This is a genomic window from Ligilactobacillus sp. LYQ139 (assembly GCF_045033025.1).
In the GTDB taxonomy this organism is placed as follows: domain Bacteria; phylum Bacillota; class Bacilli; order Lactobacillales; family Lactobacillaceae; genus Ligilactobacillus.
This window is the reverse complement of sequence record NZ_JBJFZW010000007.1, coordinates 1-21,546: the sequence shown is the minus strand read 5'-3', so window position 1 is coordinate 21,546 and position 21,546 is coordinate 1. Positions and strand designations below refer to the sequence as shown.

The following is a 21,546-nucleotide window of genomic DNA, read 5'->3' as shown; positions in this document are numbered from 1 at the left end:
CTTATAGGGGACCTGCTTATTTGTATGAATTATTCTGAAGGTGTTGTAAGGGCCATCTTAGTAATCATAATTGCGCCCCAGATGATTAATTGCAGAATGGTCATTAAAAGCACAAAGGTAACCATCCGAAGATTCCACATTGTTATTAGTTCACTAACAACCCACCCGGGGCTCACAAAGAGGTAGGCAGTGTGCAGCCGGATGAACCGTCCTACAAACACGCCAATCGAGGTAAGAAGGGTCAGGCCAACAATTATTACGCTATGGGCAATGGCCCCGCGCCAGCACCACCGTCGTTGAAAGGCGGTGGCCATGAATTCTAGGCTCCACGTTCCAATGATGGCGAACCCGATAACCCCAGAAACGAGGGTGAAAAATGCAAGCCACAGGTGAAGGTCAAAGCGCATTAGCATGGTAACGCTGTTGTATGGATTAAACTTCGCGAGGTGAAACAGGTCGGTTAGTAAGTATGGTGTGTTAGGATAAAAAATCAACCATAAAAACGCTAACGGGTAAAACTGCCATGCCCGTTGACGGGTAGGGTGAATGTGAAATGCACATTCAATTGGAATATATGCGAGGAAACTATTTAATGTTAGAAAGGCTAGCGCGGTGGAATGAATGCCCGTCTTTAAGTAGACGTATCCAAGATACAGTAGTACTGCGCTTCGAATTAGCCAACGAAGTTTTTGGGGCATAGTGTTTCCTCCTAATAGTGATAATTGTTACCCTTAGTTTCCCACAGAAGGCGAAGTAGTGTAAAGGTTCGTGATATAATCATTACCGAGAATTTAATAAAGGAGGGTTGGCCATGACTTTTGCGTGGAGCGACATCATCACCTGGCAGCATTTTATTAATTTGCTGGACATCGTGGTGGTGTGGTACGCAATCTATAAGCTGATGATGCTGATTCGCGGGACCAAAGCGGTGCAACTGCTAAAGGGAATCGTGGTCATTGTCGCAATTAAGCTGGTTAGTTGGTATCTGGGATTGGAAACCATCTCGTGGATTATGGACCAGGTCATTAACTGGGGAATAATCGCCATCATCATCATCTTCCAGCCGGAAATCCGGCGTGGCCTTGAACATCTTGGGCGTGGCCTTGTTTATAAACGACAGGATGAGGATCGCGAAAAGATGATTCATGAGCTTGATAAGGCAATTCAGTACATGTCCAAACGGCGCATTGGGGCGCTGATTTCGATTGAGATGAACACCGGACTTGAAGATTATATCGAAACCGGAATTAAAATGGACGCAGACATTACGGGGGAGTTGTTGATTAACACTTTCATTCCAAATACGCCGTTACATGATGGTGCGGTTATCATCAAGGATAACCGGATTGCTGTCGCTGCTGCGTACCTTCCCTTATCCGATAGTAACTTAATCCCCAAGTCACTTGGAACCCGCCACCGGGCAGCGGTTGGAATTAGTGAGGTGACCGATGCCTTGACGGTTGTTATTTCCGAGGAGACCGGGGGTGTTACGATTACGCAGAATAATGAATTAATGCGGGACCTAACACGGGAAGATTACTTAAAAATTCTGCGGAATGAGCTTCTTCCTCAGGCGGATTCCAAGTACCGGTTATTTGGGCGGAGCGGAATCAAACATCGGGCATGTATTGTTCACCGGCGGAAAGGAGGGCGGCACGTTAAATGAAGCTTTCAAAGTTCTTTAATAGTAAGACGTTCTACCGGTTAATTTCATTGGTTTTTGCCCTCATGCTGTTCTTGTACGTTAATTCAATGAAACTTAATACGACCAGGTTTGTCCAGAACGGTGACGTGGGCGTGGGTTTTATGAATAAGTCAACGACACTGCGGGTTCCGGTTCGGATTTTAGCGAGCCAAAACGGATATTTCGTAACGGGGTATCCTAACATGGTTAAGGTACGGGTTACCGGGCCAAGTTCGCTGGTGACTGCCGTCCGTAATACGCATAGTTTGCAGGTTACTGCTGACTGTACGCACCTTGGGCTGGGTAACCATACCGTTAAACTGCAGCCCCGTGGGTTTAACCATGATCTTAACGTTCAAGTTGAACCTAGCCGGGTGAACCTAACTGTTAGTCGACGCGAAACGGCTGATTTCCCTGTTCAGGTTCGGTTTAATAGCCGCCAGATTGCTAAGGGGTACGCTGCTGGGCGCCCAACAGTAAACGTTAACGTGGTATCGGCAACGGGACCAACTAAGGATATTAACCGGATTGATTGCATTGTTGCTCGAGTAAGGCTAAATAAGAATACCCAAGAAACGGTTCACCAGCAGGTTGCCTTACAGGCGGTTGATGCAAACGGGCAACCATTAAGTGATGTTATTTTGTCGTATAAGATGGCGCGGGTTACCGTTCCGATCTTTTCGGCGAAATCAACCAAAAGTGTCAACGTTCAACTCGTAAAGTCTGGTAAGGGTGTTGCAGGTAATCACTATAGTTTTACGACGGATACTAAAAACGTGACGGTCCATGGTGCCAAACAGGCGCTGGATAAACTGACAACTTTAAAGGTTCCGGTTGCCGTTGCGGGAATTGATGGTACAATGGACAAGATAATTGCCCTGAGTCCTAACCAGTATGGGATTACGGGGATTGACCCGGCAACCATCAAGGTGCACATTACGGTCACAAAAAATTAGAAATTAATGATTGCGAACGAAAGGATTGAACAAAGAATGAAGTATTTCGGAACGGACGGTGTGCGGGGAATTGCGAACCAGACCTTAACACCAGAATTGGCTTTTAAGCTTGGTCGGTGTGGGGGATATATCCTCACTAAGCACGCTGAGAACAACCATACACCACGGGTATTGGTTGCCCGTGATACTCGGATTTCAGGGCAGATGCTTGCTGAGGCCATTACGGCCGGGTTGCTTTCAGTTGGAATCGAGGTGTTCTCGCTGGGCGTAATGACGACGCCTGGGGTGGCCTACCTCGTGCGGTTACAGGGGGCTGATGCGGGAATTCAAATTTCGGCATCCCATAATCCGGTTCAGGATAACGGCATTAAGTTCTTTGGCGGGGATGGTTATAAGTTATCAGACGAAAAAGAAGAGGAAATTGAAGCACTCTTAGAACAAGAAAAAGATAGCCTTCCCCGGCCAAGTGCTGCGGGCCTAGGGACTTTAAGTGATTACCGCGAAGGGGTTCAAAAGTACACTCAGTTTTTAGAGCAAACAATTCCGGACAACCTCGAAGGGCTTCACATTGCCGTTGACGGGGCTAACGGGGCAACGAGTGACATTGTATCACGTCTTTTTGCTGACCTAGGAGTGGAATTTGATACCATGGCAACCACGCCAAACGGATTAAACATTAACGATGGAGTCGGTTCAACGCACCCGGAAGCTCTCAGTAAGTTTGTGGTGGAAAAAGGCGCGCAGGCAGGAGTGGCCTTTGATGGCGATGGTGACCGGTGCATTGCGGTAGATGAAGACGGCCAGATTGTTGACGGAGATAAGATCATGTATATCTGCGGAAAGTACATGAGTGACCGGGGAAGGCTAAAGAAGGATACGATTGTCACGACTGTGATGAGTAACCTTGGATTATATAAGGCGATGGCAGCAGACGGCCTCCACTCGGTCAAGACGCAAGTGGGCGACCGGTACGTCGTTGAAGAAATGCTGAAGAGTGGGTATAACCTTGGAGGTGAGCAGTCCGGCCATATTGTGTTCTTAGATTTTAACACGACGGGTGATGGGATGCTAACAGCCCTGCAGCTTCTGAATATTATGAAACAGACGGGGAAAAAGCTTTCCGAATTAGCGGCAGAAGTAACGACTTATCCGCAAGAGTTAGTTAATGTTAAGGTTCAAGATAAGAAGAAGGCTCTTGAAAACCAGGCGATCAAGGATGTAATTGCTAAGGTTGAAGAAAAAATGGCTGGCGAAGGCCGGGTTCTGGTTCGACCAAGTGGGACCGAAGACCTTCTTCGGGTTATGGCGGAAGCAAAAACGCCAGAGCTGGTTCACCAGTACGTAATGGAAATCGTTGAGGTTGTGAAAGACCAGGTTGGCGTTGAGGATTAAGGATAAAAGATAACCCCGGATGGTTGAATAACCACCCGGGGTTATTTGTATGGGAAATTAGCGCCGTACGATATAGGAAATAATGCGAAAGATTAAGTATACTGCTCCTGTGTACATCAAAAGAAGCATTAGTAAGAAAAGACCACCCTGCAACCACATTTTGTACGAGAAGAGAAGGGCGACCACGTTAAAAAAGTCGCCGTGGCGGACGTACGAGTACCCAAGGGTGAAAAAGATAATTAATAGCCCGCAGATAAAACTAGTCTTCATTTGACGTTTATTAATCACGGTTTTTCCTCCAATAAGTTTATGATAAGTCATCCTCATTATAGTAAACCTGGCGAGAAAAAGATACGAAAAAACCGCTAAAACGCGAATGAAAGGGTTGACATTAATTAATGTAACCGTTATCCTAAAAACGTAAGGTATTTGAAAATTACCTTTTAATCAATTCTCTTTCTCTCTTATGCCAACCACTGCGAATTGCTGTTGCAGTGGTTTTCGTTTACCATAAGCTTGGATGGAGGAACTAATAATGAAGAGTCATGAAACGTTAACCTTGATTGAACAAATTACCCGCAACGATGGTTCATCGTACTATGAAATTGCGAATATGGTACAGAATGGACGGGCGGAAAAGGCGGTAATGAAGGGGTTAATTAAAGACGTGCGAATTATTCAACTGAATATTCCGCGATCGTCGAGTGTTATTAAGTACGAACAATACGTTAATGAGCATTTTACGATGCCTGGTGAAGATTTTGATGAATTTCCGGAATGGACTAAGCCTTCGGAGATTCAAAAAGTTGTTGACCAAATTTTACACGAAAATCACGTTGCGTAGTGAAGTGAGTGGTCGCTAAAATTAGGAAAATCCGCCTAGCACTGATGAAAAAGTGTGGTAGAATGAACACGTACTCACAAGAGAGTAACTTTTTTTAGGAGGCTGTTTTAATGTCAGTATTTGTAAATGGTAACGCAATTTACAACGCCGCCCGGGAAGGCCACTATGCTGTTGGTGCATTCAACACGAACAACCTTGAATGGACGCGTTCAATCCTGCGGGCTGCCCAGGAAACCAAGACCCCTGTTTTGATCCAGGTTTCAATGGGTGCTGCTAAATACATGGGGGACTACCGGCTGGTTAAGAACCTCGTGGAAAACGAAATGCGGGTAATGAACATCACTGTTCCGGTTATTATGCACCTTGACCACGGGAACTACGAAGCTGCTAAGGAATGCATCAAGGAAGGCTACTCATCAGTTATGTTTGATGGCCACGACCTTCCATTTGAAGAAAACCTTGAAAAAACAAAGGAAATCGTTCGGCTTGCTCACGAACGGGGCATTTCCGTTGAAGCTGAAGTTGGCTCAATTGGTGGAACGGAAGACGGTATTACCGGTGAAGGTGAACTGGCAAGCGTTGAAGAAGCTAAGACAATGGCTGCTACCGGGGTTGACTACTTGGCTTGTGGAATTGGTAACATTCACGGCAAGTACCCTGAAAACTGGAAGGGGTTAAACTTCGACCGGCTTCAGGAAATCGCTGATGCTGTTGACACGCCACTTGTACTTCATGGTGGTTCAGGAATTCCGCAGGAACAGATTGAAAAGGCAATCTCAATGGGAATTTCGAAGGTTAACATCAACACCGAAAATCAGCTGGCATTTGCAGCCGCAACACGGAAGTACATTGAGGCCGGTAAGGACCAAGAAGGTAAGGGTTATGACCCACGGAAGTTGCTGGCACCAGGAACTGAAGCAATCGTTGATACCGTTAAGGAAATCATCGGTTGGTTAGGAACGCCATCGGTTAATGACTAATTGATCTGAATTTTCCATTAAAGGAACCGCCCAGTGCGGTTCCTTTTTTATAGTTTTAGGAATCGCTAAATTTGCAGCCCCTCCTTGTTATAAAAACGCTTTCATGATAGATTAAGTTTTGAAAGCTGATTTGGAGGGGGATAACAACAATGGTTAATAAAAAGAATTGTCAGGAGATTTTACCCGCTTTGCGGCGTGAAGGAAAAGTGTTAAACGCCTTAGCCGATCAGAAACGGCAGTACATCTTAACGTTACTTTGTCATCACCGGCAGGGAATGACTGTTAGTGCGATTACAAAACAGATGGCGATTACTCAACCGGCAGTTTCACATCATTTGCGGATTTTACGTGATGCCCAGCTGGTAGCGTACCGGAAACAGGGACTCGAAAGTGAGTATTACCTTACGTGGAACGTCTCGTTTCGGACTTTAGTTAGCGATTTACAGGAGTTGGAAAGTCTTAGGTAGGAGTTTCTTTTTAGCAGCGTTCGCGGTAAAATCAAGCGGTGACTATGCAAGGGGGCGAGTGTCATCGCAAAGAAGGTTTATGCGGTTTTACGTGGAAAGGTTCCAGGAATTTATGGAACCTGGGAGGAATGTGCTTGGCAGGTAAAGGGGTATAAGGGGGCCCAGTATAAGAGTTTTTCGTCAGTTCAAGCGGCCCAAGCATGGCTTCGGGCCGAAATGACCGGGAGAAGTACGAGTCATCCGCAGCATTCCGGTTACTGTCCTAAACAGGAAATGACGCCAAATTCGGTAACAGGGGTGGTTTTTTATTCTGACGGGGGAACCCGGAATCACGGTAACTACCGGGGCGGACACGTTCGGACAACGGATGTAGCAGCGTGGGCGTACCTGGTTACAGCGCCGGATTACCAAAATAGTGCGAGTGCCGGTGAATTTGGAAGCACTAATAATCGGATGGAACTATTAGGGATGATTAACGCGTTGGAGGACCTTAAGAACCAAGGATTAAACCGGCAACCAGTTACGGGCGTTCTTGATTCACAGTATGTGCTAAACGGAATCAACAAGCACTGGTTACAGGGATGGCAACGGCGGGGATGGAGAACAGCAAGTGGAACGGTGGTAGCCAACAAAGAGCTATGGCAGCGGATTGCTCACTTGTTGCCAGCATTTCCCAAGTTAACTTTAACGTGGACGAAAGGGCACGCTAAAAATGCGGGGAATAATTTCGTGGATCGCTTGTTGAACAAAACCATGGACCGAATGCAGGGGAAGTAAAACGCTGTTGGAGCGGGGGAAACCATGATATAATGAAAGTAGTTGAACGGGGATGTTTAGGATTCGACAGGTGTAGGTCGAGCTTAGGCTGCGCTTGGTAGGTTGCGGCTACCATAAAACGCTCAGTTAAATTATAACTGCAAAAAATAATAACAATTCATACGCTCTGGCTGCCTAATCGCACCATTGCGTGATCCACACGGCATCGTCCACGTGGCGCTGTTGGGTCTTACCAATTAGTGGACTTACGCTTTATGCCGCCACCTGAGGGGTAAAGAAGAGATTATCAGGTTAGCTATTAGTGGGGGCCAAGTTATTCGGCGGAGCTGATAGTGAAGATTAAATAGAATAACTATGAACGTAGACGCTTGAGTGGCGATACGCTTGGACGCGGGTTCGACTCCCGCCATCTCCATTTGAATGAATCATATGTTATCACGAAGTCCTGTAAAACGTTAATTTTACGGGATTTCGTTTTTTAATGAATCATATGTTTTCGTATGTTTTTGAAATTTTGTTGCACATTGGTTGCATAAAGTGCATCAAGACATCCTTCGACCATCAGTTCGAATTTTGTATTCGTCGGTTAAGGCGGTTGAAAGCAGAATGGAATTGATTGGCAAATCCCATATCGTGTTCACTCAGTTCAAAAGTACAGTGATTAGCTGGTGGTTATCACGGATAAATTGCTTGATACTTTCGTTTTTGGCGTTTTTGACTGTTAAGCTAAGTCATACTACGCTTTGTTAATACTTATGGTTTTCGGGTTAATATGTCTTAGGTTAATATTTGTAATCACCCTAATGCGTGCTAGTTATAGTGATTAGAATATAAGGCCAATACGAATTATGAGTAAGGCAAAATATTTGGGAGTATAGACATTAATTATGAAAAAATAGTGAAGTAATTTATAAAGAATGTTTAAGAACGATGGGAAAAGGGAGACAATACTTGGTTCTTAGTCGTACCCTAAGAAGGTTAATGAAGAAAGCTATGTGCAAGGGAGAGTAATTTTATGAACCATTTTTCTAAAATTGCGCGGATTGCCAGTGCAACGTTATTGTTGTTGGGAACAATGACGATGGCGAGCGGGGCAATTCAAGCGCAGACGGTCTCATCTTCTTCCCAGCCAGCGAACGTAAGTTCGTCCCGGGGGGGGGGGTACAGTCCAGTACTGACAAATTCAGCGCGGTAGCAAGTGTAGCGTCGTCGTCAAGTTCAATGGTGGCTTCTTCATCGTCAAGTTCAATGACAGCTCCAACGCGAGCTGCGCGAGCGGTAGATGATAATATTAATACTGATGGTCTCATTGGAAAGTATCAGGTAACGACGCATACACAGTATGGTAATGATGTTGCAAGTTTACCAGAAGGAACTGGAATTTATCCGCATTTTGATGTGAATGATGATATTGGAAAGTGTTATTGTTACGACTGGGACATGAAAGCCCCTGATCAGCCTGGTCAAAATTATAACGGGTACCAGTTCTATGATGGAATGAAGGTGGCTGCTAATAAGCAAAAGGCTGATGAAGTAGCGGCCGCATTGATGGGCGGATACCATTTAAACAAAGATACAAACCAGTGGGAAATGTCACCGGCTTTTCAGGCAGAAGCGCAAAAGGGGTATGACACCTTAATGCAGCAGTATAAAAATGGTGATTACGAGGCGGATCCGGGAAATTCTGGAGATCTTAATGGCGCTGAATTAGAGCTAAGCCCTAATTACACGTTAGCAGATTATGAGCAAGATGTTACTCAATCCGTCATTTGGAAGATTGGTGGTGCTACGGATGGTAGTGCTGACTTAGCTAATAAGACACCATTAGGGCGTGACTTATATAATTATGCGATGAGCCATCCGTTGGACGATACAACGGCGCAGGCGAACAACGTGGCTGTAACTAAAGGAAGTACAGCCAGCGATCCCCTGACAATTGATCCGACGACGCTTAAAAGTCAAACGTTTCAAGTAACCGGTTATCACGGTGATGTAAGTGTCGCCAACCTTGACCCGAATATTGAGGTTATTGATGCACAAACTGGTAAGGTGGTAACGGCACTTGAAGGCGGCCATTCCTATTACTTACAGGCTAAGAAATTGAGTGATGCAACGATAAAGGGGCAATTTAACGTTAACTATGAGAAGGTTGCTGATTCACATTACTTCTCGGTTGAAGATTTAAACGCATCCTCAACGGAAGCTAATAATAAGTACCAAAACATGGTTAACCTTGCGACGAAAACGACTAATTTATCAATTAATTACGTTTTCCTTCAGCAAACATCAAGTTCGAGCTCTTCAAGTAGTAGTTCATCAAGTTCTAGTTCATCTAGTAGCTCAGTTAAGAGCTCAAGCTCATCTAGCAGCAGCTCATCCAGTAGCGCCGTTAAGAGTTCAAGCTCATCTAGCAGTAGCTCATCCAGTAGCGCCGTTAAGAGCTCAAGTTCATCCAGCAGCGCTGCTAAGAGCTCAAGCTCATCTAGCAGCAGCTCATCCAGTAGCGCCGTTAAGAGTTCAAGCTCATCTAGCAGTAGCTCATCCAGTAGCGCCGTTAAGAGCTCAAGTTCATCCAGCAGCGCTGCTAAGAGCTCGAGCTCATCTAGTGCGGTTAGCTCAACGGTGACGTCATCAACTGTCAACGCTAGTCAACAAGCAGCCGTTAAGTCTGGTGCTGGTCGCGGACATGGTCACGGATTACCGGACACAGGAAATGCCAATGCGGCTGCGTTGGTTGTTGCTGGTCTTACAATGCTTGGCATTGGGGCAGCACTTGGTAGTGTGAACTTTTTTAAGCAGAATTAAACGATAACAATAGCTTTTCTTTGTTAATGTGTGTAAATGATATTAGACGGTTTAGGAGTAAAGTCCTGGGCCGTTTTGTTTTGGGTGAAATAAAGGGCGTTGCGTTAGTACGGAAAAAGTATGGTAAAATGAGAACCGTAAAGAGGACGAAAATTATATATAAAAGTATCTTGATTAGTGGCGCGATTGGGTTGTTAGCACCAATGTTATTAACGACATCCGCAAATACAGCGGCATCTGTTCAAGGGGGGAGTACAACGAGCATCTTCTTCACAAGTTACTGCTAATAGTACTCAATCCAGTCAGGTCGTTTATGTCGGTAAGAGCACGAGCAAGGTAGCAGGGAATGCGAGTATTGTCAATGTAAGTAACGGAAAAGCAGAACGCGCGCAAGATGTTGCTAATACGTTTGATCCCCTCTATGCAAATGATAATGGGGCGGGGACTAGCGCAGCCGGCCAGGTGCCATACCCTGTTTATCAAGATCAAGAAGATCTGGTAACTGCATTAACTCATCGTGGTCTTCCATTAGCACAAATTAATTCCGTAGTTGCAGCAATGTTACTTGCAGATAATGGAACGTACAGGGGAGATTTCACCTTGATTCCAGGGGCTTCAAGTGATAAACAAGCAAACATTTACAACGCCCAGGTTCAAATCAGCAAATTACTAAGCTGCAACTTAATTTGCAAAACAATGAAACACCGCGGTTTGAGTTAAATCCTCATTACTTAGGTGCGCCGGTAAATGTTAATCAGGTAGTGCCGTCTGGTTATCAGGTAATTGACAATGCCACTGGGCAGCCGGCGTCTGAATTGCAGCCGGGACATGTTTACTATGTTAAGGCAACTCATCCTACTAACCAAGCGACGGTTGCGCTGGATTATGATAAAGATTCATTTAATTACTTTTCTACGAACAGTAAACTACCGTTGGTTTTTGATGAAGCAATTGGAGATGGCCCGATTGGTGCTGGCTCAGTTGGTGGTGTAAGTCCAAGTTTAAATTCAAGTTCAAACTCAAATACGAATCAGAAAACCGTCCAGGTTTACTACGATGATAATGGTAATTACGTAGGCCCTCTTCAAAGTACTAATGGGAGGCCAATAATTCATATTCTCGATGATGCGGGATTAAATAATATTGTTGCTGCACAACACATGTATGATCAAAATAATGCAATCAGGGTGCCTAATGGTTACTATGAGGGGTTAATGTCGAGTACCCCGATGCTGCAAGATTTAACTTTATTGGTGTTTGCAAATATGGAACCGGTGCAGTCTAGTTCTAGTAATATCGCCGTTTAACCGCAACGGGTCTCTTCTGTTTTAGGAAAGAAAGTTCCTTTAATTCTTAGCGGAATGGCATCAGGAAGGAGCGGGGCTGTAACCTTTACCAGTAAAAAAGAAATAATTAATGGTAGTAATTTGGTAAGGATTGGTGGTATGGCTGCATCGAAAAATGACGGTACCACATTTAGCAGATTAAGTCCACGGCATAATAGTCAATTGTCGGATACTGGTGATGGTAATGGGGTTGTATTAGTGTTTGGTGGCTTGATTATATTAACGGTTGCGGTAGCAGTTGGAATTTAATCTAAGCCTGATTAATGATAAAAAATAACTTTTCCCTATAGGTTGATAATTAATTTTAAACGGTCTAGGAGTATTCCTAGACCGTTTTCATGTATTGTTCATTTATGTTTTTTTCAGGGGCTATTTAAGACTGGTGCTATAAAATTTATTGCTGAATTAAGTCTAGGTATATCAGCATCATAGGTGTTTATTGTTTTCAATTGGGCGAAAGAGGGGGCTTTTTATGGTTATCGTAATTGACCGCAGATATGCACATTTAACCAGTGACAAGGTTCGATTTTAAGACATTATGCTACAATAATGGCGATAGGTAGAGTTCACGCGCATAATTGATTGAAAAGCGGGAGTTCTAGTGAATAGCTGGGAAGTAGAGGAGCAGCGGAAATGAAAATATTAATGATAGAAGATAATCGTTCAGTTTCAGAAATGATGTCCCTCTTTTTTCAAAAGGAGGAGTGGGATGCCGATTACGCGTACAACGGAATTAACGCCGTTAAGATGTTTACAGAGCATTCAGATGAGTACGATATTGTAATCCTTGACCTTAACCTGCCCGGAATGGATGGAATTCAGGTAAATAGTGAGATTCGGGCGGTCTCCCCAACAATTCCGATAATCATTGTTACGGCCCGGGATAGTGAGAGTGACGAGGTTTTGGGGTTTAAAGCGGGCGCAGATGATTATGTGACCAAACCTTTTTCTCCACTTGTCTTAATTCAACGAATTAAAGCGATGGTGCGGCGGGCACAGCTAGCTCGTTCACAAAGACCCAATCCTAAGGATAACTTTGATGTGGTTGTTGGATCACATTTTAGGTTAAACAGTGTTACTCATGAAGTGCGGTGGGACGATACGCCCATTGCGGATCTTACGCGGAAAGAGTTTGAGGTATTAAAGGTAATGGCGGAGAATCCTGAGCAGGTTTTTACCCGGACGCAGCTTTTGCAGCAAGTCTGGGGGTACGAATTTGTTGGGGACGAACGAACCGTGGATTCTCACATTCGGAAAATTCGGCGAAAATTAGCGATTGCCCACCAACAGCTTATTCATACTGTTTGGGGCGTTGGTTATAAGTTTAGTGTGAAGGACGACGAGTAATGAAGCTGGTATTTAGGCAATTTCTAAGTTCATTAATCGTGATGCTGGTTTTGATTGTCAGCATGGGAGCGTTCTTTATGGGGTTTACTAAGCGGGTTGTATATACCAATACGTGGAACCACCTTGAAGGATACGCTGATAGCCTCAAAAAACAGGCTTTGGTTACCCGAAAAGTGAATGGACAACAGCAGTTGGGGATTAACATTAATCGGTTGCACTCAAGTGAAGAGCTTTTAAGTAGTCAGGATGTGCGGGTGGTTATTTTTACGGCGCCTGATAAGATTGTTTATCCTGAGCATGGGTATCAGGCTCGGATTTCATCGAATGACTGGGCAAAGTTAAAGGCAGGAAAGACGCTTCGCGAAAAATTAGATGAACCGGCGCAATTGTTTGCCGGCCGTAAAAGGAGCGTATATTCGAAGAATACGACCGATATTTTTTCACCGTGCTTTGATAATAATGGCAACATGGTGGCAGTGATTTCGATTGGGGCAACGGTTTCGAGTATGAAAAAAACAATCCAAGGAACGTATGCAATCTTAGGGTTATCAACTCTCCTTGCGGTTTTACTAACGCTAATAATCAGTTATGTCTTGGCCCACTATATGACTAAGCGAACGTTACGGCTAAAACGGGCTGTTGAAGAAGTCGCTCAGGGCGATTACGGCCAAGTTATTCCGGTTAAAATGCATGATGAACTTGGGCAATTAATTAGTAGCTTTAACCGGATGAGTATGTCGCTTAAGGACTCAGCCGCGAAGATTGATAAGCAAAACCGAATGCAACGGCAATTCTTCTCTAACGCAGCTCACGAGATGCGAACGCCGTTAACAACAATAAATGGGTTAATTGAAGGATTGATGTATGATGCAATCCCTGCTGATAGTCGGATGAAGAGTTTGGAACTAATGCGGAACGAAACGGAACGGTTAATTCGAATTGTTAATAATAACCTGGATTACGAGAAGATTCGGACAGGTCAGATTGTTCTCAATCTGAAGGAGTTTGACGTAACCCCGGTGTTACGTCAATTGCGGACTAACTTCCAGGACAAAGCCGCGGACCAAGGGGATGTGCTGGTGCTCCATGTTCCTACTAAGTTAATGGTATATGCGGACCATGACCGGTTTATTCAGATTGTCATCAATATTATCCAAAACGCCATTCAGTTCACGAAGAACGGGACGATTACGGTTACAGCGCAACCAAACACTGATAATAATCAGGTAATAATTAAAGTTGCTGATACTGGAATCGGGATGTCTGCCGAAGAACAAGAAGGGATTTGGGATCGATATTACAAGGCGGATCCGTCACGGAAAAATACGAAGTATGGTGAATCAGGCTTGGGATTGTCGATCGTTCGTCAATTGGTGCACCTACACCACGGAACAATTACCGTCAAAAGTGCGCCGAATGAAGGTGCAACGTTTACCGTTACCCTGCCAGCTAAGCCAGGAAAGTAATCAATAAAACGCTCCTAGTCTTGGACAATAACGTCTAAGACTAGGAGCATTGTTTATTTAATTTTTGAATAACTAGCTTTTTTGAAGAACTTTTTGGATTCGCACAGCAACTCGTTCGTCCATAATAACGTCCGTAAATGCGTTTGCTCGAAGCGTCCCGACCGCCGCATTTGTCTTGAACTTATTTTGAATAACCGCAATTCGATGAGGAACGGCAAGCACTTGCTCTAATGGGATTCCAAAGGCTTTGTCGACGGTGGGACGCAACCAATGACCATTAAGGGATACCGGGCGACCGTAAACAATCCCCGCGATTTTGTCGGGATTAATTCCTGCAAAGATTTGCCGAAAGTTATTTTTCCACGTGTCAATGGCTTGAATCGCAGTGATGGTTCCAATGCCGCAAATGATTGTATCCATTTTTCGGGCAAGGTCAACGGTGGGGGCGATTGAGGGCTCAGCTAACATGGCCGCCCGCGCGGAATCGTTGAGGATATAGAGGGGGCCTGAAATGGTGTGGTAGGTCGTATCGTATTTTTCAGCTGCCTTTTGAACCATCCGCATCGAACCAGCATATGAATTATAGCGCATGTTTTCACCGATAAACTGGGTAAAGGTTAAGTCTGAGCGGCTTATGGAGTTAAAGTGGTTAATTAGCTTGTAGACCGTATCGCCCCAGGTTAACCCAACAATATGACTGGTACGGATTACCTGTTGCACAATCTTTGCGGCAAAACTAAAAAAAACATTATCCGCTTGGGCAGGGTTATCGCCGCTTTTAAGGACGTAGATATGGTTAACGGGGAAGGCTGTTTGCAATTGTTCTTCTAATTCTGTATTTTGTTCCGCGGTTGAGTGGATTGTAATTGTTACCAGGTGCTCTTTAAGGGCTTGATCCAGATACTTTGAAATGTAGTACCGGCTAATATCGTATTTTTTGGCTAATTCGCTGACAGATTTTTTGCCAAGATAGAAATCTCGTGCAATATCGCTTAATAGTTCGCGCTGCCCACTTGATGACATTGTAATCCCTCCAAGTAAAACGGTTTCTAAGTTCATTTTATCACGAAATCATTGGGGAGAAGAGTTTGTTTGGAAAAGGAGTTCAGTGGGAAGCCGTTTTACCGGAGGACTTATTTCTTTTAGTTCAAATTAAACTTTGTTATAATTAGCTGTGAGTTGAGATGTAATGTCTCATCTTTGATTTGGAATAAATACCGAATCAATTATCTTTATTTGGAGGTCTATATAATGACTGTTACAAAGCGTAAGATTGCCCTCGTTGGTGTCGGAAGCGTTGGGATGGGGTGCGCATACTCAATCCTGAACCAGGGATTAACTGATGAGTTGGCTCTGATCGACGTTGCCGGTGACAAAGCCGATGGTGAAGCACGGGACTTAATGGATGGTGTTACGTTTGCACCGGAAAACTGCAAGGTTTACCATGGTGACTACTCCGACTGCAAGGACGCTCAGATGGTAGTTATTACCGCTGGTGTTGCTCAGAAGCCTGGTCAGACGCGGCTTGAACTTGTGGGCGTTAACTCCAAGATTATGCGGACGATCGTTAAGGACGTTATGGCTTCTGGCTTTGATGGTAACCTCGTGATCGTTTCAAACCCAGTTGATGTTTTGACATACGTTGCTTGGGAAGAATCAGGATTACCAAAGAACCGGGTTATCGGTACCGGGACGTCCCTTGACTCTACGCGGTTACGTATGCAGTTATCAAACAAGACCGGGGTTGACCCGCACGACATTTCTGCTTACATCGTTGGTGAACACGGTGACTCAGAACAGCCATTATGGTCACAGGCTACGATTGGTGGCAAGCCATTAATGGACTGGATTGCTGATGGTGACGAAGGCGTTATCAAGCAAGACGACCTTGAAGACATTCGGAAGAATGTACGGGACGCTGCTTACTACATCATTGACCGGAAGAAGATGACTAACTGGGGAATTGGTTTGAGTACTGCGCGGGTTGTTCGTGCTATCCTGGAAGATGAGCACGCAATCTTACCAGTTTCAGCATACTTCAACGGTGAATATGGCCTGAACGATATCTTCACTGGAATTCCAACAATCGTTGGTGAAAATGGTGTTGAGCGGATCGTTGAGATGCACATTACGGATGAAGAGAAGGCTGGGCTGCACAAGTCAGCTGCTGAACTGAAGGAAGTTCTTGACTCAGTGCGGAACAACTAAACTAATTATTGGTAATTGATTAACCGGTAGGCTTGTATAAGCCTACCGGTTTTTTGTGTGTTTAGGCGCACATTAAAATTGGTATAGACATATACCAATTTTAATAATATGATTGACAATTACTAAAAGTGGCTATATATTATTGCCTGTACTCAATATTACCTAGTTAATATTGATATATACCAATTTGATAAGGATGATAATGATATGTGTGGAATTGTGGGTTATACCGGCACAGATGATGCCGTTGAGACGTTATTAAATGGGCTAGAAAAGCTAGAGTATCGGGGATATGATTCCGCTGGAATTTATGTTAACGACCAGCACGGTAATGAGTACCTTAAGAAGGTTAAGGGACGGATTTCTAAGCTTCGCGAAGAACTTGGTGATGACGTTCACGGAGCAACGGGAATTGCGCACACCCGGTGGGCAACGCATGGGAATCCCACCGTTGCTAATGCACACCCGCACGTTGCAGCAGATGGCCGGTTTTACCTGGTACACAACGGGGTAATTGATAACTACGTTGAATTGAAGCGGGACTACCTTAGCGGGGTGCACTTTGCTTCTGAAACGGATTCAGAGGTAATTGTTCAGCTCGTTGGGAAGTTCGCTGACGAGGGGATGGCGCCGAAGGACGCGCTGAAAAAAGCGTTAAGCTTAATCGATGAAAATTCGTCATATTCAGTACTGATGATTGATAACCAGCACCCGGACACGTTATACGTAGCCAAAAACAAGTCCCCACTGCTGATTGCTACGGGGGATGGTTTTAATGCGGTTTGCTCTGATGCCATGGCAATGCTGGCAAAAACGCACGATTTCACCGAATTAAATGATGGGGATATTGCGATGATCACACCAACCCGGGTGACAATCGAGAATCAGGATGGTCAAGTAGTTGATCGCAAGCATTTTCACGTGGATGAAGATGCCAGCGCATCCGAAAAGGGGCCATATGATTATTACATGTTAAAAGAAATTGACGAGCAGCCGGCCGTAATGCGGAAATTAAGTCAGGAATACTTTAATGAAGACGGAAGCATCAAGATGGATGCGCAACTAATCGACCGCATGAAGCAGGCAGATCACCTGTACATTGTAGCTGCCGGGACGAGTTACCATGCTGGGTTAGTTGGTCGGGAGCTTTTTGAGCAGCTAACGGGGATTCCAACGGAGGTCTTTGTGGCTTCTGAGGCTAGTTACCACATGCCGTTACTAACAGAGCATCCGTTTTTCATTTTTCTGACGCAGAGTGGGGAAACGGCAGACAGCCGGGAAGTGCTGGTTAAGGTTAATGAAATGAATTACCCGAGTTTGACGATTACTAACGTGGCCAATTCAACGTTAGACCGGGAAGCGACGTACACGTTGTTGCTATATGCCGGGCCGGAAATTGCAGTTGCTTCTACGAAGGCTTATACTTCTCAGATTGCGGTTGAAGCAATCTTAGCAAAGCGGTTAGGAATGGAACTGGGGAAAACGGTGGCGGCGGACTTTCCACTTCAACAGGAATTAACGAAGGTTGCTAACGGAATGCAGGAGCTCGTTGATGAAAAGGAGCGGATTGAAGAGTTATCGACGGAAGTACTAAGCAAGACCCGGAATGCCTTTTATCTTGGCCGGTGGATTGACTACGATGTTGCCCTTGAAGCTGCTCTTAAGTTAAAGGAAGTTTCCTACGTTCAAACAGAAGGATTTGCTTCTGGTGAATTAAAGCACGGGACAATTTCCTTGATTGAAGAAGGGACGCCGGTTATCTCAATCATGACGGATAAGGTGACAGCGACCCACGCGCGAAGCAATGTTCAGGAAGTAATTGCTCGTGGTGCGAACGTGATTACTATTGTCAGCGAGGAATTAGCGTCGCTGGCAGAAGGACATGTTGTGAAAGTGCCAAACGTGCACTCGCTTTTGACGCCGCTTGTTACCGTTGTTCCGGCGCAACTCTTGGCATACTACACGAGTCTGCACCGGGGGTACGATGTTGATAAGCCACGGAACCTGGCAAAGAGTGTTACTGTTGAGTAGTAATATAAGTACTGGTAATTAAAAAGAGCTTTCGTGAGTTAATCACGAAAGCTCTTTTTAACTTGGTTACTAATTGCTTTGTTTTAATTTTGCCTTAAAGGCGGTTAAAATAGCCGGAAGAAGCGAAATAACAATAATCCCGATGACAATCAGGGAGAAATGTTGTTTAACCACTGGGAAATTCCCAAAAAAATATCCGCTACAACAGCACAAAATTACCCAGCTAACGGCGCCAATTACATTGTATTTTAAGAATGTTTTGTAGACAACGCCGCTGGCCCCCGAAACAAACGGCGACATTGTTCGAATAATTGGCATAAACCGGGCCAGGGAGATTGCGATTCCCCCGTGTTTTTCGAAGAAGGCTTCTGTTTTACGTAGATTTTCCTCCTTAATGAACCGCCCCCAAAACGGGCTTTGGCTAACCGAGCGGCCGACTCTACTCCCAATGAAAAAGTTAAGGGAGTCGCCGGATAAACATGCCGCCAAAAAAAGAAACGCAAATAACCAGAAATTTAAATGATACTCGGGGTTTGCTGCAAGCGCACAGGCGGCAAAAAGTAGTGAATCACCTGGTAAGAACGGTATGATCACGGCTCCAGTTTCGATGAAAATTACCGCAAACAAAATGAGGTAGGTCCAGTCCCCAAAGAGGTGAACAATCGAAACAAGGTGATTGTTGATATGCAAAATAAAGTCAATAATAAAGCTGATAATATGCACAAGAGTACTCCTTTACGTGTCAGTTATCACATACGGTATCATCTTCGGTGGATCCTTGTAAAGGATTATTGGTTATTTTGAGCAGCCTGAAAATTTTTAATTAGTTGCGTACTATGAACTGGCTGCCGTTTTTCCGGATAAATTGTCTGGAGGGCGGCATTAACGGCAATTGGTGCTTCGCCCATTCCAATGGCGATAAGTCCTTGTTTCCCTTGATAGCTAGCAACATCACCGATTGCGTAAACGCGGGGCATGGACGTTTCCATTGTACGGTTAACTGCGATGTTTCCGTCTTCGGCGAGAGTAAGTCCCCACGAGGTAAGCTGTTTATTGTTAGAAACAAAGCCATAGTTAACAATTAGGTCGTCAACGGTTAGGGTTTGTTTCTCAGTTGCGCGGGCCCGTTGCAAGGTGACGGTAATCCGGTCGTCATCGGTTTTATGAAGGGCGCTGATTAGGTATGGCGTAATAAAATCAGTCGAAGTTTTCCGAAGTTGAGCGACGCTTCCTTCAAGCGCGCGGAACTGGTCACGCCGGTGAATAATATGAACCTGGCGGGCGATTCCGTTAAGGGCAAGGGCCCAGTCAACAGCGGAATCGCCCCCACCAGCTACGGCAACGTCCTTATTCTGGAATCGGGTGAGGTCGGGGATGAAGTAGTGAAGGTGTTGACCTTCTAGTTCTATAGCGTTAGCAACCTGAAGCCGGCGGGGTTCGAAGGAGCCGATGCCGGTTGCGATGATGATGGCACGGGAATATGTTGTTCCGGTCGTTGTGTGAATGACAAATCCTTCGTTGGTCTGTTCAAAAGAAGTAACGGTTTCGTTTAGTCGGATTACTGGGCCAAACTGGTGAGCTTGCTCTTGAAGGTTAGTAATGAGCTCGCTCCCAGTGATTGAAGGGTAGCCAGGGATATCGTACATTTGTTTGCTGGCGAAGAGGGCGTTCACTTGTCCTCCAAGTTCTCCCATGCTTTCGATAATCTGTGTTTTTGCAAGCTTCATTCGCGCGTATGTTGCCGCAAAAAGGCCGATGGGTCCGCCGCCGATGATTGTTAAATCGTAATATTCCATGATTTTTCTCTCCCCATTAGTAATAATCTTCCCCCTTATCATAGCGGTTTCACGGGGCGGAGACAAATTGCGGAACGGGAGGATGATTGTTATTATTAAGAGCGAAAATAAAACAGTGCGGCAAGGAGGAAGTTAGATGTATCCGCAGCTAGAATTAGGACGGGTTAATGGGCCGACAGCGGTAATTAGCACAAACTACGGTGACATTACCGTGCAATTATTTCCTAAACAAGCGCCCAAAACGGTTGAGAATTTCGTGACGCTTGCACGACAAGGATATTATAACGACGTGATTTTCCACCGGGTAATCGCTGATTTCATGATTCAAAGTGGTGATCCGACGGGAACAGGGACTGGGGGTGAAAGCGCCTTTGGTAAACCTTTTGCTGATGAGTTTTCTAAGGAGCTGTTTAATTTTCGGGGAGCCCTGTCAATGGCAAATGCTGGTCCAAATACGAACGGTAGTCAGTTTTTTATCGTTCAAAATCAACATCTTTCGCCAGAAATGAATGTGCAAATGGAAGTTGCCGGTTATCCTCAAGAGGTTATTACGGCTTATGATAACGGAGGGGCACCATGGCTTGATTTTCACCATACTGTTTTTGGACAGGTGGTTACAGGAATGGACGTTGTTGATCAAATTGCAGCCTGTGTAACTGATGTGCATAATAGGCCTCAGCAGGACGTAACGATTCTGACGGTCAAGGTAACGGATTGGGGGCGATCAGAATGAATTATCGAACCGGAATGGTGCTTGAAGGAAAAGTAACTGGAATTCAATCTTATGGGGCCTTTGTAGCATTGGATGATGATACGCAAGGATTGATTCATATTTCTGAGTGCCACAACGGGTATGTCGATGATATTCATCATTACTTAAAAGTTGGACAAAAAATAAAAGTGATGATTATTGATATTGACGAATTTACCGGGAAAATTAGTTTGTCGGTACGTTGCCTGGAACAACAATTTGATTTTGAACGACATGGCCAGACTAATAATCAACGAAAGCATTACTGGACAACCCGTAAAGTGACAACGGGGTTTACGCCGATTGCAGAGCGATTGGCCGGATGGGTTGATGAAGCTTTGGACAATATTAAGCAGGGAAAGTAGCGTTGTTCATGATTATGCACTAAATTTAATTCTTGATTAAAAAGTGCTTGACAGTGATTTGCTGTTTTAGTAAGATAATAATCGCTGTTGGTTAACAGCAATTCGGATAGATCTTTGAAAACTGAACACAGTATCGACGAATTAAATGTGTAGGGCTCTTTTGAGCAATATAATTTAACGAAGTCAAACTTCGCTAGTAATAAATAATGAGTCACGAATTCAAAATGAGAGTTTGATCCTGGCTCAGGACGAACGCTGGCGGCGTGCCTAATACATGCAAGTCGAACGCGAAACCTTTACACCGAGTGCTTGCACTCACCGTAAAGGATTC

The 21,546-nt window shown here is 44.7% G+C and carries 23 protein-coding genes, 1 rRNA gene, 1 other RNA gene and 1 pseudogene; 21 read left to right on the top strand and 5 right to left on the bottom strand.

The features are described from left to right. Positions 1 to 29: 29 nt before the first annotated feature. Positions 30 to 698: a DUF1361 domain-containing protein gene (locus ACI3E1_RS06760; protein WP_405024901.1), complete on the bottom strand. Its 669-nt coding sequence runs from the start codon at positions 696 to 698 to the stop codon at positions 30 to 32. Positions 699 to 811: 113 nt separating this feature from the next. Here ACI3E1_RS06760 and cdaA point away from each other — a divergent pair, with 113 nt between their 5' ends. From cdaA to glmM, 3 genes are read left to right on the top strand one after another with little or no spacing between them, the layout of a single operon-like run. After that, positions 812 to 1,666 (top strand): diadenylate cyclase CdaA, encoded by an 855-nt coding sequence (gene cdaA / locus ACI3E1_RS06755; protein ID WP_405024900.1) that lies wholly within the window; start codon positions 812 to 814, stop codon positions 1,664 to 1,666. After that, the gene (locus tag ACI3E1_RS06750) at positions 1,663 to 2,640 is read left to right on the top strand and encodes a YbbR-like domain-containing protein (protein WP_405024899.1); all 978 of its coding nucleotides are present in this window, start codon (positions 1,663 to 1,665) and stop codon (positions 2,638 to 2,640) included. Before cdaA ends, ACI3E1_RS06750 begins: the two co-directional genes overlap by 4 nt. A gap of 36 nt (positions 2,641 to 2,676) precedes the next feature. Next, complete coding sequence (glmM, locus tag ACI3E1_RS06745) at positions 2,677 to 4,032, top strand: phosphoglucosamine mutase (protein WP_405024898.1); 1,356 nt, start codon at positions 2,677 to 2,679, stop codon at positions 4,030 to 4,032. Between the two features lie 57 nt (positions 4,033 to 4,089). Here glmM and ACI3E1_RS06740 read toward each other — a convergent pair whose 3' ends face one another. Further along, positions 4,090 to 4,320: a hypothetical protein gene (locus tag ACI3E1_RS06740; RefSeq protein ID WP_405024897.1), complete on the bottom strand. Its 231-nt coding sequence runs from the start codon at positions 4,318 to 4,320 to the stop codon at positions 4,090 to 4,092. Positions 4,321 to 4,567: 247 nt separating this feature from the next. On the opposite strand from ACI3E1_RS06740, the gene ACI3E1_RS06735 reads away from it, so the two are divergent. The 13 genes and pseudogenes from ACI3E1_RS06735 to ACI3E1_RS06675 all read left to right on the top strand — a co-directional run bounded on the left by ACI3E1_RS06735 (position 4,568) and on the right by ACI3E1_RS06675 (position 14,064). Then, positions 4,568 to 4,876, top strand: a complete 309-nt coding sequence (locus ACI3E1_RS06735) for a hypothetical protein (RefSeq protein ID WP_405024896.1) — start codon at positions 4,568 to 4,570, stop codon at positions 4,874 to 4,876. 110 nt (positions 4,877 to 4,986) lie between these two features. Beyond that, the gene (gene fba, locus ACI3E1_RS06730) at positions 4,987 to 5,856 is read left to right on the top strand and encodes a class II fructose-1,6-bisphosphate aldolase (RefSeq protein ID WP_405024895.1); all 870 of its coding nucleotides are present in this window, start codon (positions 4,987 to 4,989) and stop codon (positions 5,854 to 5,856) included. A 149-nt stretch (positions 5,857 to 6,005) separates the two neighbouring features. Further along, positions 6,006 to 6,323, top strand: a complete 318-nt coding sequence (locus ACI3E1_RS06725) for an ArsR/SmtB family transcription factor (protein ID WP_405024894.1) — start codon at positions 6,006 to 6,008, stop codon at positions 6,321 to 6,323. 63 nt (positions 6,324 to 6,386) lie between these two features. After that, positions 6,387 to 6,515: pseudogene (locus ACI3E1_RS06720) on the top strand (viroplasmin family protein); the annotation flags it as partial. A 24-nt stretch (positions 6,516 to 6,539) separates the two neighbouring features. Further along, on the top strand, positions 6,540 to 7,100 hold the full coding sequence (locus tag ACI3E1_RS06715; protein ID WP_405024893.1) for a ribonuclease H: 561 nt from the start codon (positions 6,540 to 6,542) through the stop codon (positions 7,098 to 7,100). A gap of 48 nt (positions 7,101 to 7,148) precedes the next feature. Continuing rightward, positions 7,149 to 7,518: a transfer-messenger RNA gene (gene ssrA / locus ACI3E1_RS06710) on the top strand. Between the two features lie 597 nt (positions 7,519 to 8,115). Continuing rightward, positions 8,116 to 8,295, top strand: coding sequence for a hypothetical protein (locus ACI3E1_RS06705; protein ID WP_405024892.1), 180 nt, complete (start codon positions 8,116 to 8,118; stop codon positions 8,293 to 8,295). Between the two features lie 53 nt (positions 8,296 to 8,348). Further along, complete coding sequence (locus tag ACI3E1_RS06700; RefSeq protein ID WP_405024891.1) at positions 8,349 to 9,905, top strand: LPXTG cell wall anchor domain-containing protein; 1,557 nt, start codon at positions 8,349 to 8,351, stop codon at positions 9,903 to 9,905. 462 nt (positions 9,906 to 10,367) lie between these two features. Next, entirely contained in the window at positions 10,368 to 10,625 is a 258-nt protein-coding gene (locus tag ACI3E1_RS06695; protein WP_405024890.1) for a hypothetical protein, read from the top strand. Continuing rightward, complete coding sequence (locus ACI3E1_RS06690; protein ID WP_405024889.1) at positions 10,592 to 11,212, top strand: hypothetical protein; 621 nt, start codon at positions 10,592 to 10,594, stop codon at positions 11,210 to 11,212. Before ACI3E1_RS06695 ends, ACI3E1_RS06690 begins: the two co-directional genes overlap by 34 nt. A 138-nt stretch (positions 11,213 to 11,350) precedes the next feature. Further along, on the top strand, positions 11,351 to 11,500 hold the full coding sequence (locus ACI3E1_RS06685) for a hypothetical protein (RefSeq protein WP_405024888.1): 150 nt from the start codon (positions 11,351 to 11,353) through the stop codon (positions 11,498 to 11,500). 384 nt (positions 11,501 to 11,884) lie between these two features. Continuing rightward, the gene (locus ACI3E1_RS06680) at positions 11,885 to 12,598 is read left to right on the top strand and encodes a winged helix-turn-helix domain-containing protein (RefSeq protein ID WP_405024887.1); all 714 of its coding nucleotides are present in this window, start codon (positions 11,885 to 11,887) and stop codon (positions 12,596 to 12,598) included. After that, the gene (locus tag ACI3E1_RS06675; RefSeq protein WP_405024886.1) at positions 12,598 to 14,064 is read left to right on the top strand and encodes an ATP-binding protein; all 1,467 of its coding nucleotides are present in this window, start codon (positions 12,598 to 12,600) and stop codon (positions 14,062 to 14,064) included. The genes ACI3E1_RS06680 and ACI3E1_RS06675 overlap by 1 nt, the downstream gene beginning before the upstream one ends. Positions 14,065 to 14,136: 72 nt before the next feature. Here ACI3E1_RS06675 and ACI3E1_RS06670 read toward each other — a convergent pair whose 3' ends face one another. After that, positions 14,137 to 15,087 carry a sugar-binding transcriptional regulator gene (locus tag ACI3E1_RS06670; protein ID WP_405024885.1) on the bottom strand — a complete coding sequence of 317 codons (951 nt, stop codon included), beginning with the start codon at positions 15,085 to 15,087 and terminating at the stop codon, positions 14,137 to 14,139. Between the two features lie 228 nt (positions 15,088 to 15,315). On the opposite strand from ACI3E1_RS06670, the gene ACI3E1_RS06665 reads away from it, so the two are divergent. Then, the gene (locus ACI3E1_RS06665; RefSeq protein WP_405024884.1) at positions 15,316 to 16,272 is read left to right on the top strand and encodes an L-lactate dehydrogenase; all 957 of its coding nucleotides are present in this window, start codon (positions 15,316 to 15,318) and stop codon (positions 16,270 to 16,272) included. Between the two features lie 207 nt (positions 16,273 to 16,479). Beyond that, complete coding sequence (gene glmS / locus ACI3E1_RS06660; RefSeq protein ID WP_405024883.1) at positions 16,480 to 18,303, top strand: glutamine--fructose-6-phosphate transaminase (isomerizing); 1,824 nt, start codon at positions 16,480 to 16,482, stop codon at positions 18,301 to 18,303. A gap of 69 nt (positions 18,304 to 18,372) precedes the next feature. On the opposite strand, the gene ACI3E1_RS06655 is transcribed toward glmS, so the two are convergent. Both ACI3E1_RS06655 and ACI3E1_RS06650 read right to left on the bottom strand, forming a co-directional pair. Then, complete coding sequence (locus tag ACI3E1_RS06655) at positions 18,373 to 19,017, bottom strand: VTT domain-containing protein (RefSeq protein WP_405024924.1); 645 nt, start codon at positions 19,015 to 19,017, stop codon at positions 18,373 to 18,375. Between the two features lie 74 nt (positions 19,018 to 19,091). Further along, positions 19,092 to 20,099 (bottom strand): NAD(P)/FAD-dependent oxidoreductase, encoded by a 1,008-nt coding sequence (locus tag ACI3E1_RS06650; protein ID WP_405024882.1) that lies wholly within the window; start codon positions 20,097 to 20,099, stop codon positions 19,092 to 19,094. Between the two features lie 136 nt (positions 20,100 to 20,235). On the opposite strand from ACI3E1_RS06650, the gene ACI3E1_RS06645 reads away from it, so the two are divergent. The 3 genes from ACI3E1_RS06645 to ACI3E1_RS06635 all read left to right on the top strand — a co-directional run. Further along, positions 20,236 to 20,832 carry a peptidylprolyl isomerase gene (locus tag ACI3E1_RS06645; RefSeq protein WP_405024881.1) on the top strand — a complete coding sequence of 199 codons (597 nt, stop codon included), beginning with the start codon at positions 20,236 to 20,238 and terminating at the stop codon, positions 20,830 to 20,832. Continuing rightward, complete coding sequence (locus tag ACI3E1_RS06640; protein WP_405024880.1) at positions 20,829 to 21,215, top strand: CvfD/Ygs/GSP13 family RNA-binding post-transcriptional regulator; 387 nt, start codon at positions 20,829 to 20,831, stop codon at positions 21,213 to 21,215. Before ACI3E1_RS06645 ends, ACI3E1_RS06640 begins: the two co-directional genes overlap by 4 nt. A 220-nt stretch (positions 21,216 to 21,435) precedes the next feature. Beyond that, a 16S ribosomal RNA gene (locus ACI3E1_RS06635) occupies positions 21,436 to 21,546 on the top strand; the annotation flags it as partial.

Bases quoted from the DNA above. Each gene is read 5' to 3' on its own strand.
- ACI3E1_RS06700 (WP_405024891.1), top strand. From the start codon at position 8,349: ATGACAGCTCCAACGCGAGCTGCGCGAGCGGTAGATGATAATATTAAT.
- cdaA (WP_405024900.1), top strand. From the start codon at position 812: ATGACTTTTGCGTGGAGCGACATCATCACCTGGCAGCATTTTATTAAT.
- ACI3E1_RS06665 (WP_405024884.1), top strand. From the start codon at position 15,316: ATGACTGTTACAAAGCGTAAGATTGCCCTCGTTGGTGTCGGAAGCGTT.
- fba (WP_405024895.1), top strand. From the start codon at position 4,987: ATGTCAGTATTTGTAAATGGTAACGCAATTTACAACGCCGCCCGGGAA.
- ACI3E1_RS06725 (WP_405024894.1), top strand. From the start codon at position 6,006: ATGGTTAATAAAAAGAATTGTCAGGAGATTTTACCCGCTTTGCGGCGT.
- ACI3E1_RS06680 (WP_405024887.1), top strand. From the start codon at position 11,885: ATGAAAATATTAATGATAGAAGATAATCGTTCAGTTTCAGAAATGATG.
- glmM (WP_405024898.1), top strand. From the start codon at position 2,677: ATGAAGTATTTCGGAACGGACGGTGTGCGGGGAATTGCGAACCAGACC.
- ACI3E1_RS06670 (WP_405024885.1), bottom strand. From the start codon at position 15,087: ATGTCATCAAGTGGGCAGCGCGAACTATTAAGCGATATTGCACGAGAT.
- ACI3E1_RS06760 (WP_405024901.1), bottom strand. From the start codon at position 698: ATGCCCCAAAAACTTCGTTGGCTAATTCGAAGCGCAGTACTACTGTAT.
- glmS (WP_405024883.1), top strand. From the start codon at position 16,480: ATGTGTGGAATTGTGGGTTATACCGGCACAGATGATGCCGTTGAGACG.
- ACI3E1_RS06715 (WP_405024893.1), top strand. From the start codon at position 6,540: ATGACCGGGAGAAGTACGAGTCATCCGCAGCATTCCGGTTACTGTCCT.
- ACI3E1_RS06705 (WP_405024892.1), top strand. From the start codon at position 8,116: ATGAACCATTTTTCTAAAATTGCGCGGATTGCCAGTGCAACGTTATTG.
- ACI3E1_RS06650 (WP_405024882.1), bottom strand. From the start codon at position 20,099: ATGGAATATTACGATTTAACAATCATCGGCGGCGGACCCATCGGCCTT.
- ACI3E1_RS06685 (WP_405024888.1), top strand. From the start codon at position 11,351: ATGGCTGCATCGAAAAATGACGGTACCACATTTAGCAGATTAAGTCCA.
- ACI3E1_RS06640 (WP_405024880.1), top strand. From the start codon at position 20,829: ATGAATTATCGAACCGGAATGGTGCTTGAAGGAAAAGTAACTGGAATT.
- ACI3E1_RS06675 (WP_405024886.1), top strand. From the start codon at position 12,598: ATGAAGCTGGTATTTAGGCAATTTCTAAGTTCATTAATCGTGATGCTG.
- ACI3E1_RS06735 (WP_405024896.1), top strand. From the start codon at position 4,568: ATGAAGAGTCATGAAACGTTAACCTTGATTGAACAAATTACCCGCAAC.
- ACI3E1_RS06750 (WP_405024899.1), top strand. From the start codon at position 1,663: ATGAAGCTTTCAAAGTTCTTTAATAGTAAGACGTTCTACCGGTTAATT.
- ACI3E1_RS06645 (WP_405024881.1), top strand. From the start codon at position 20,236: ATGTATCCGCAGCTAGAATTAGGACGGGTTAATGGGCCGACAGCGGTA.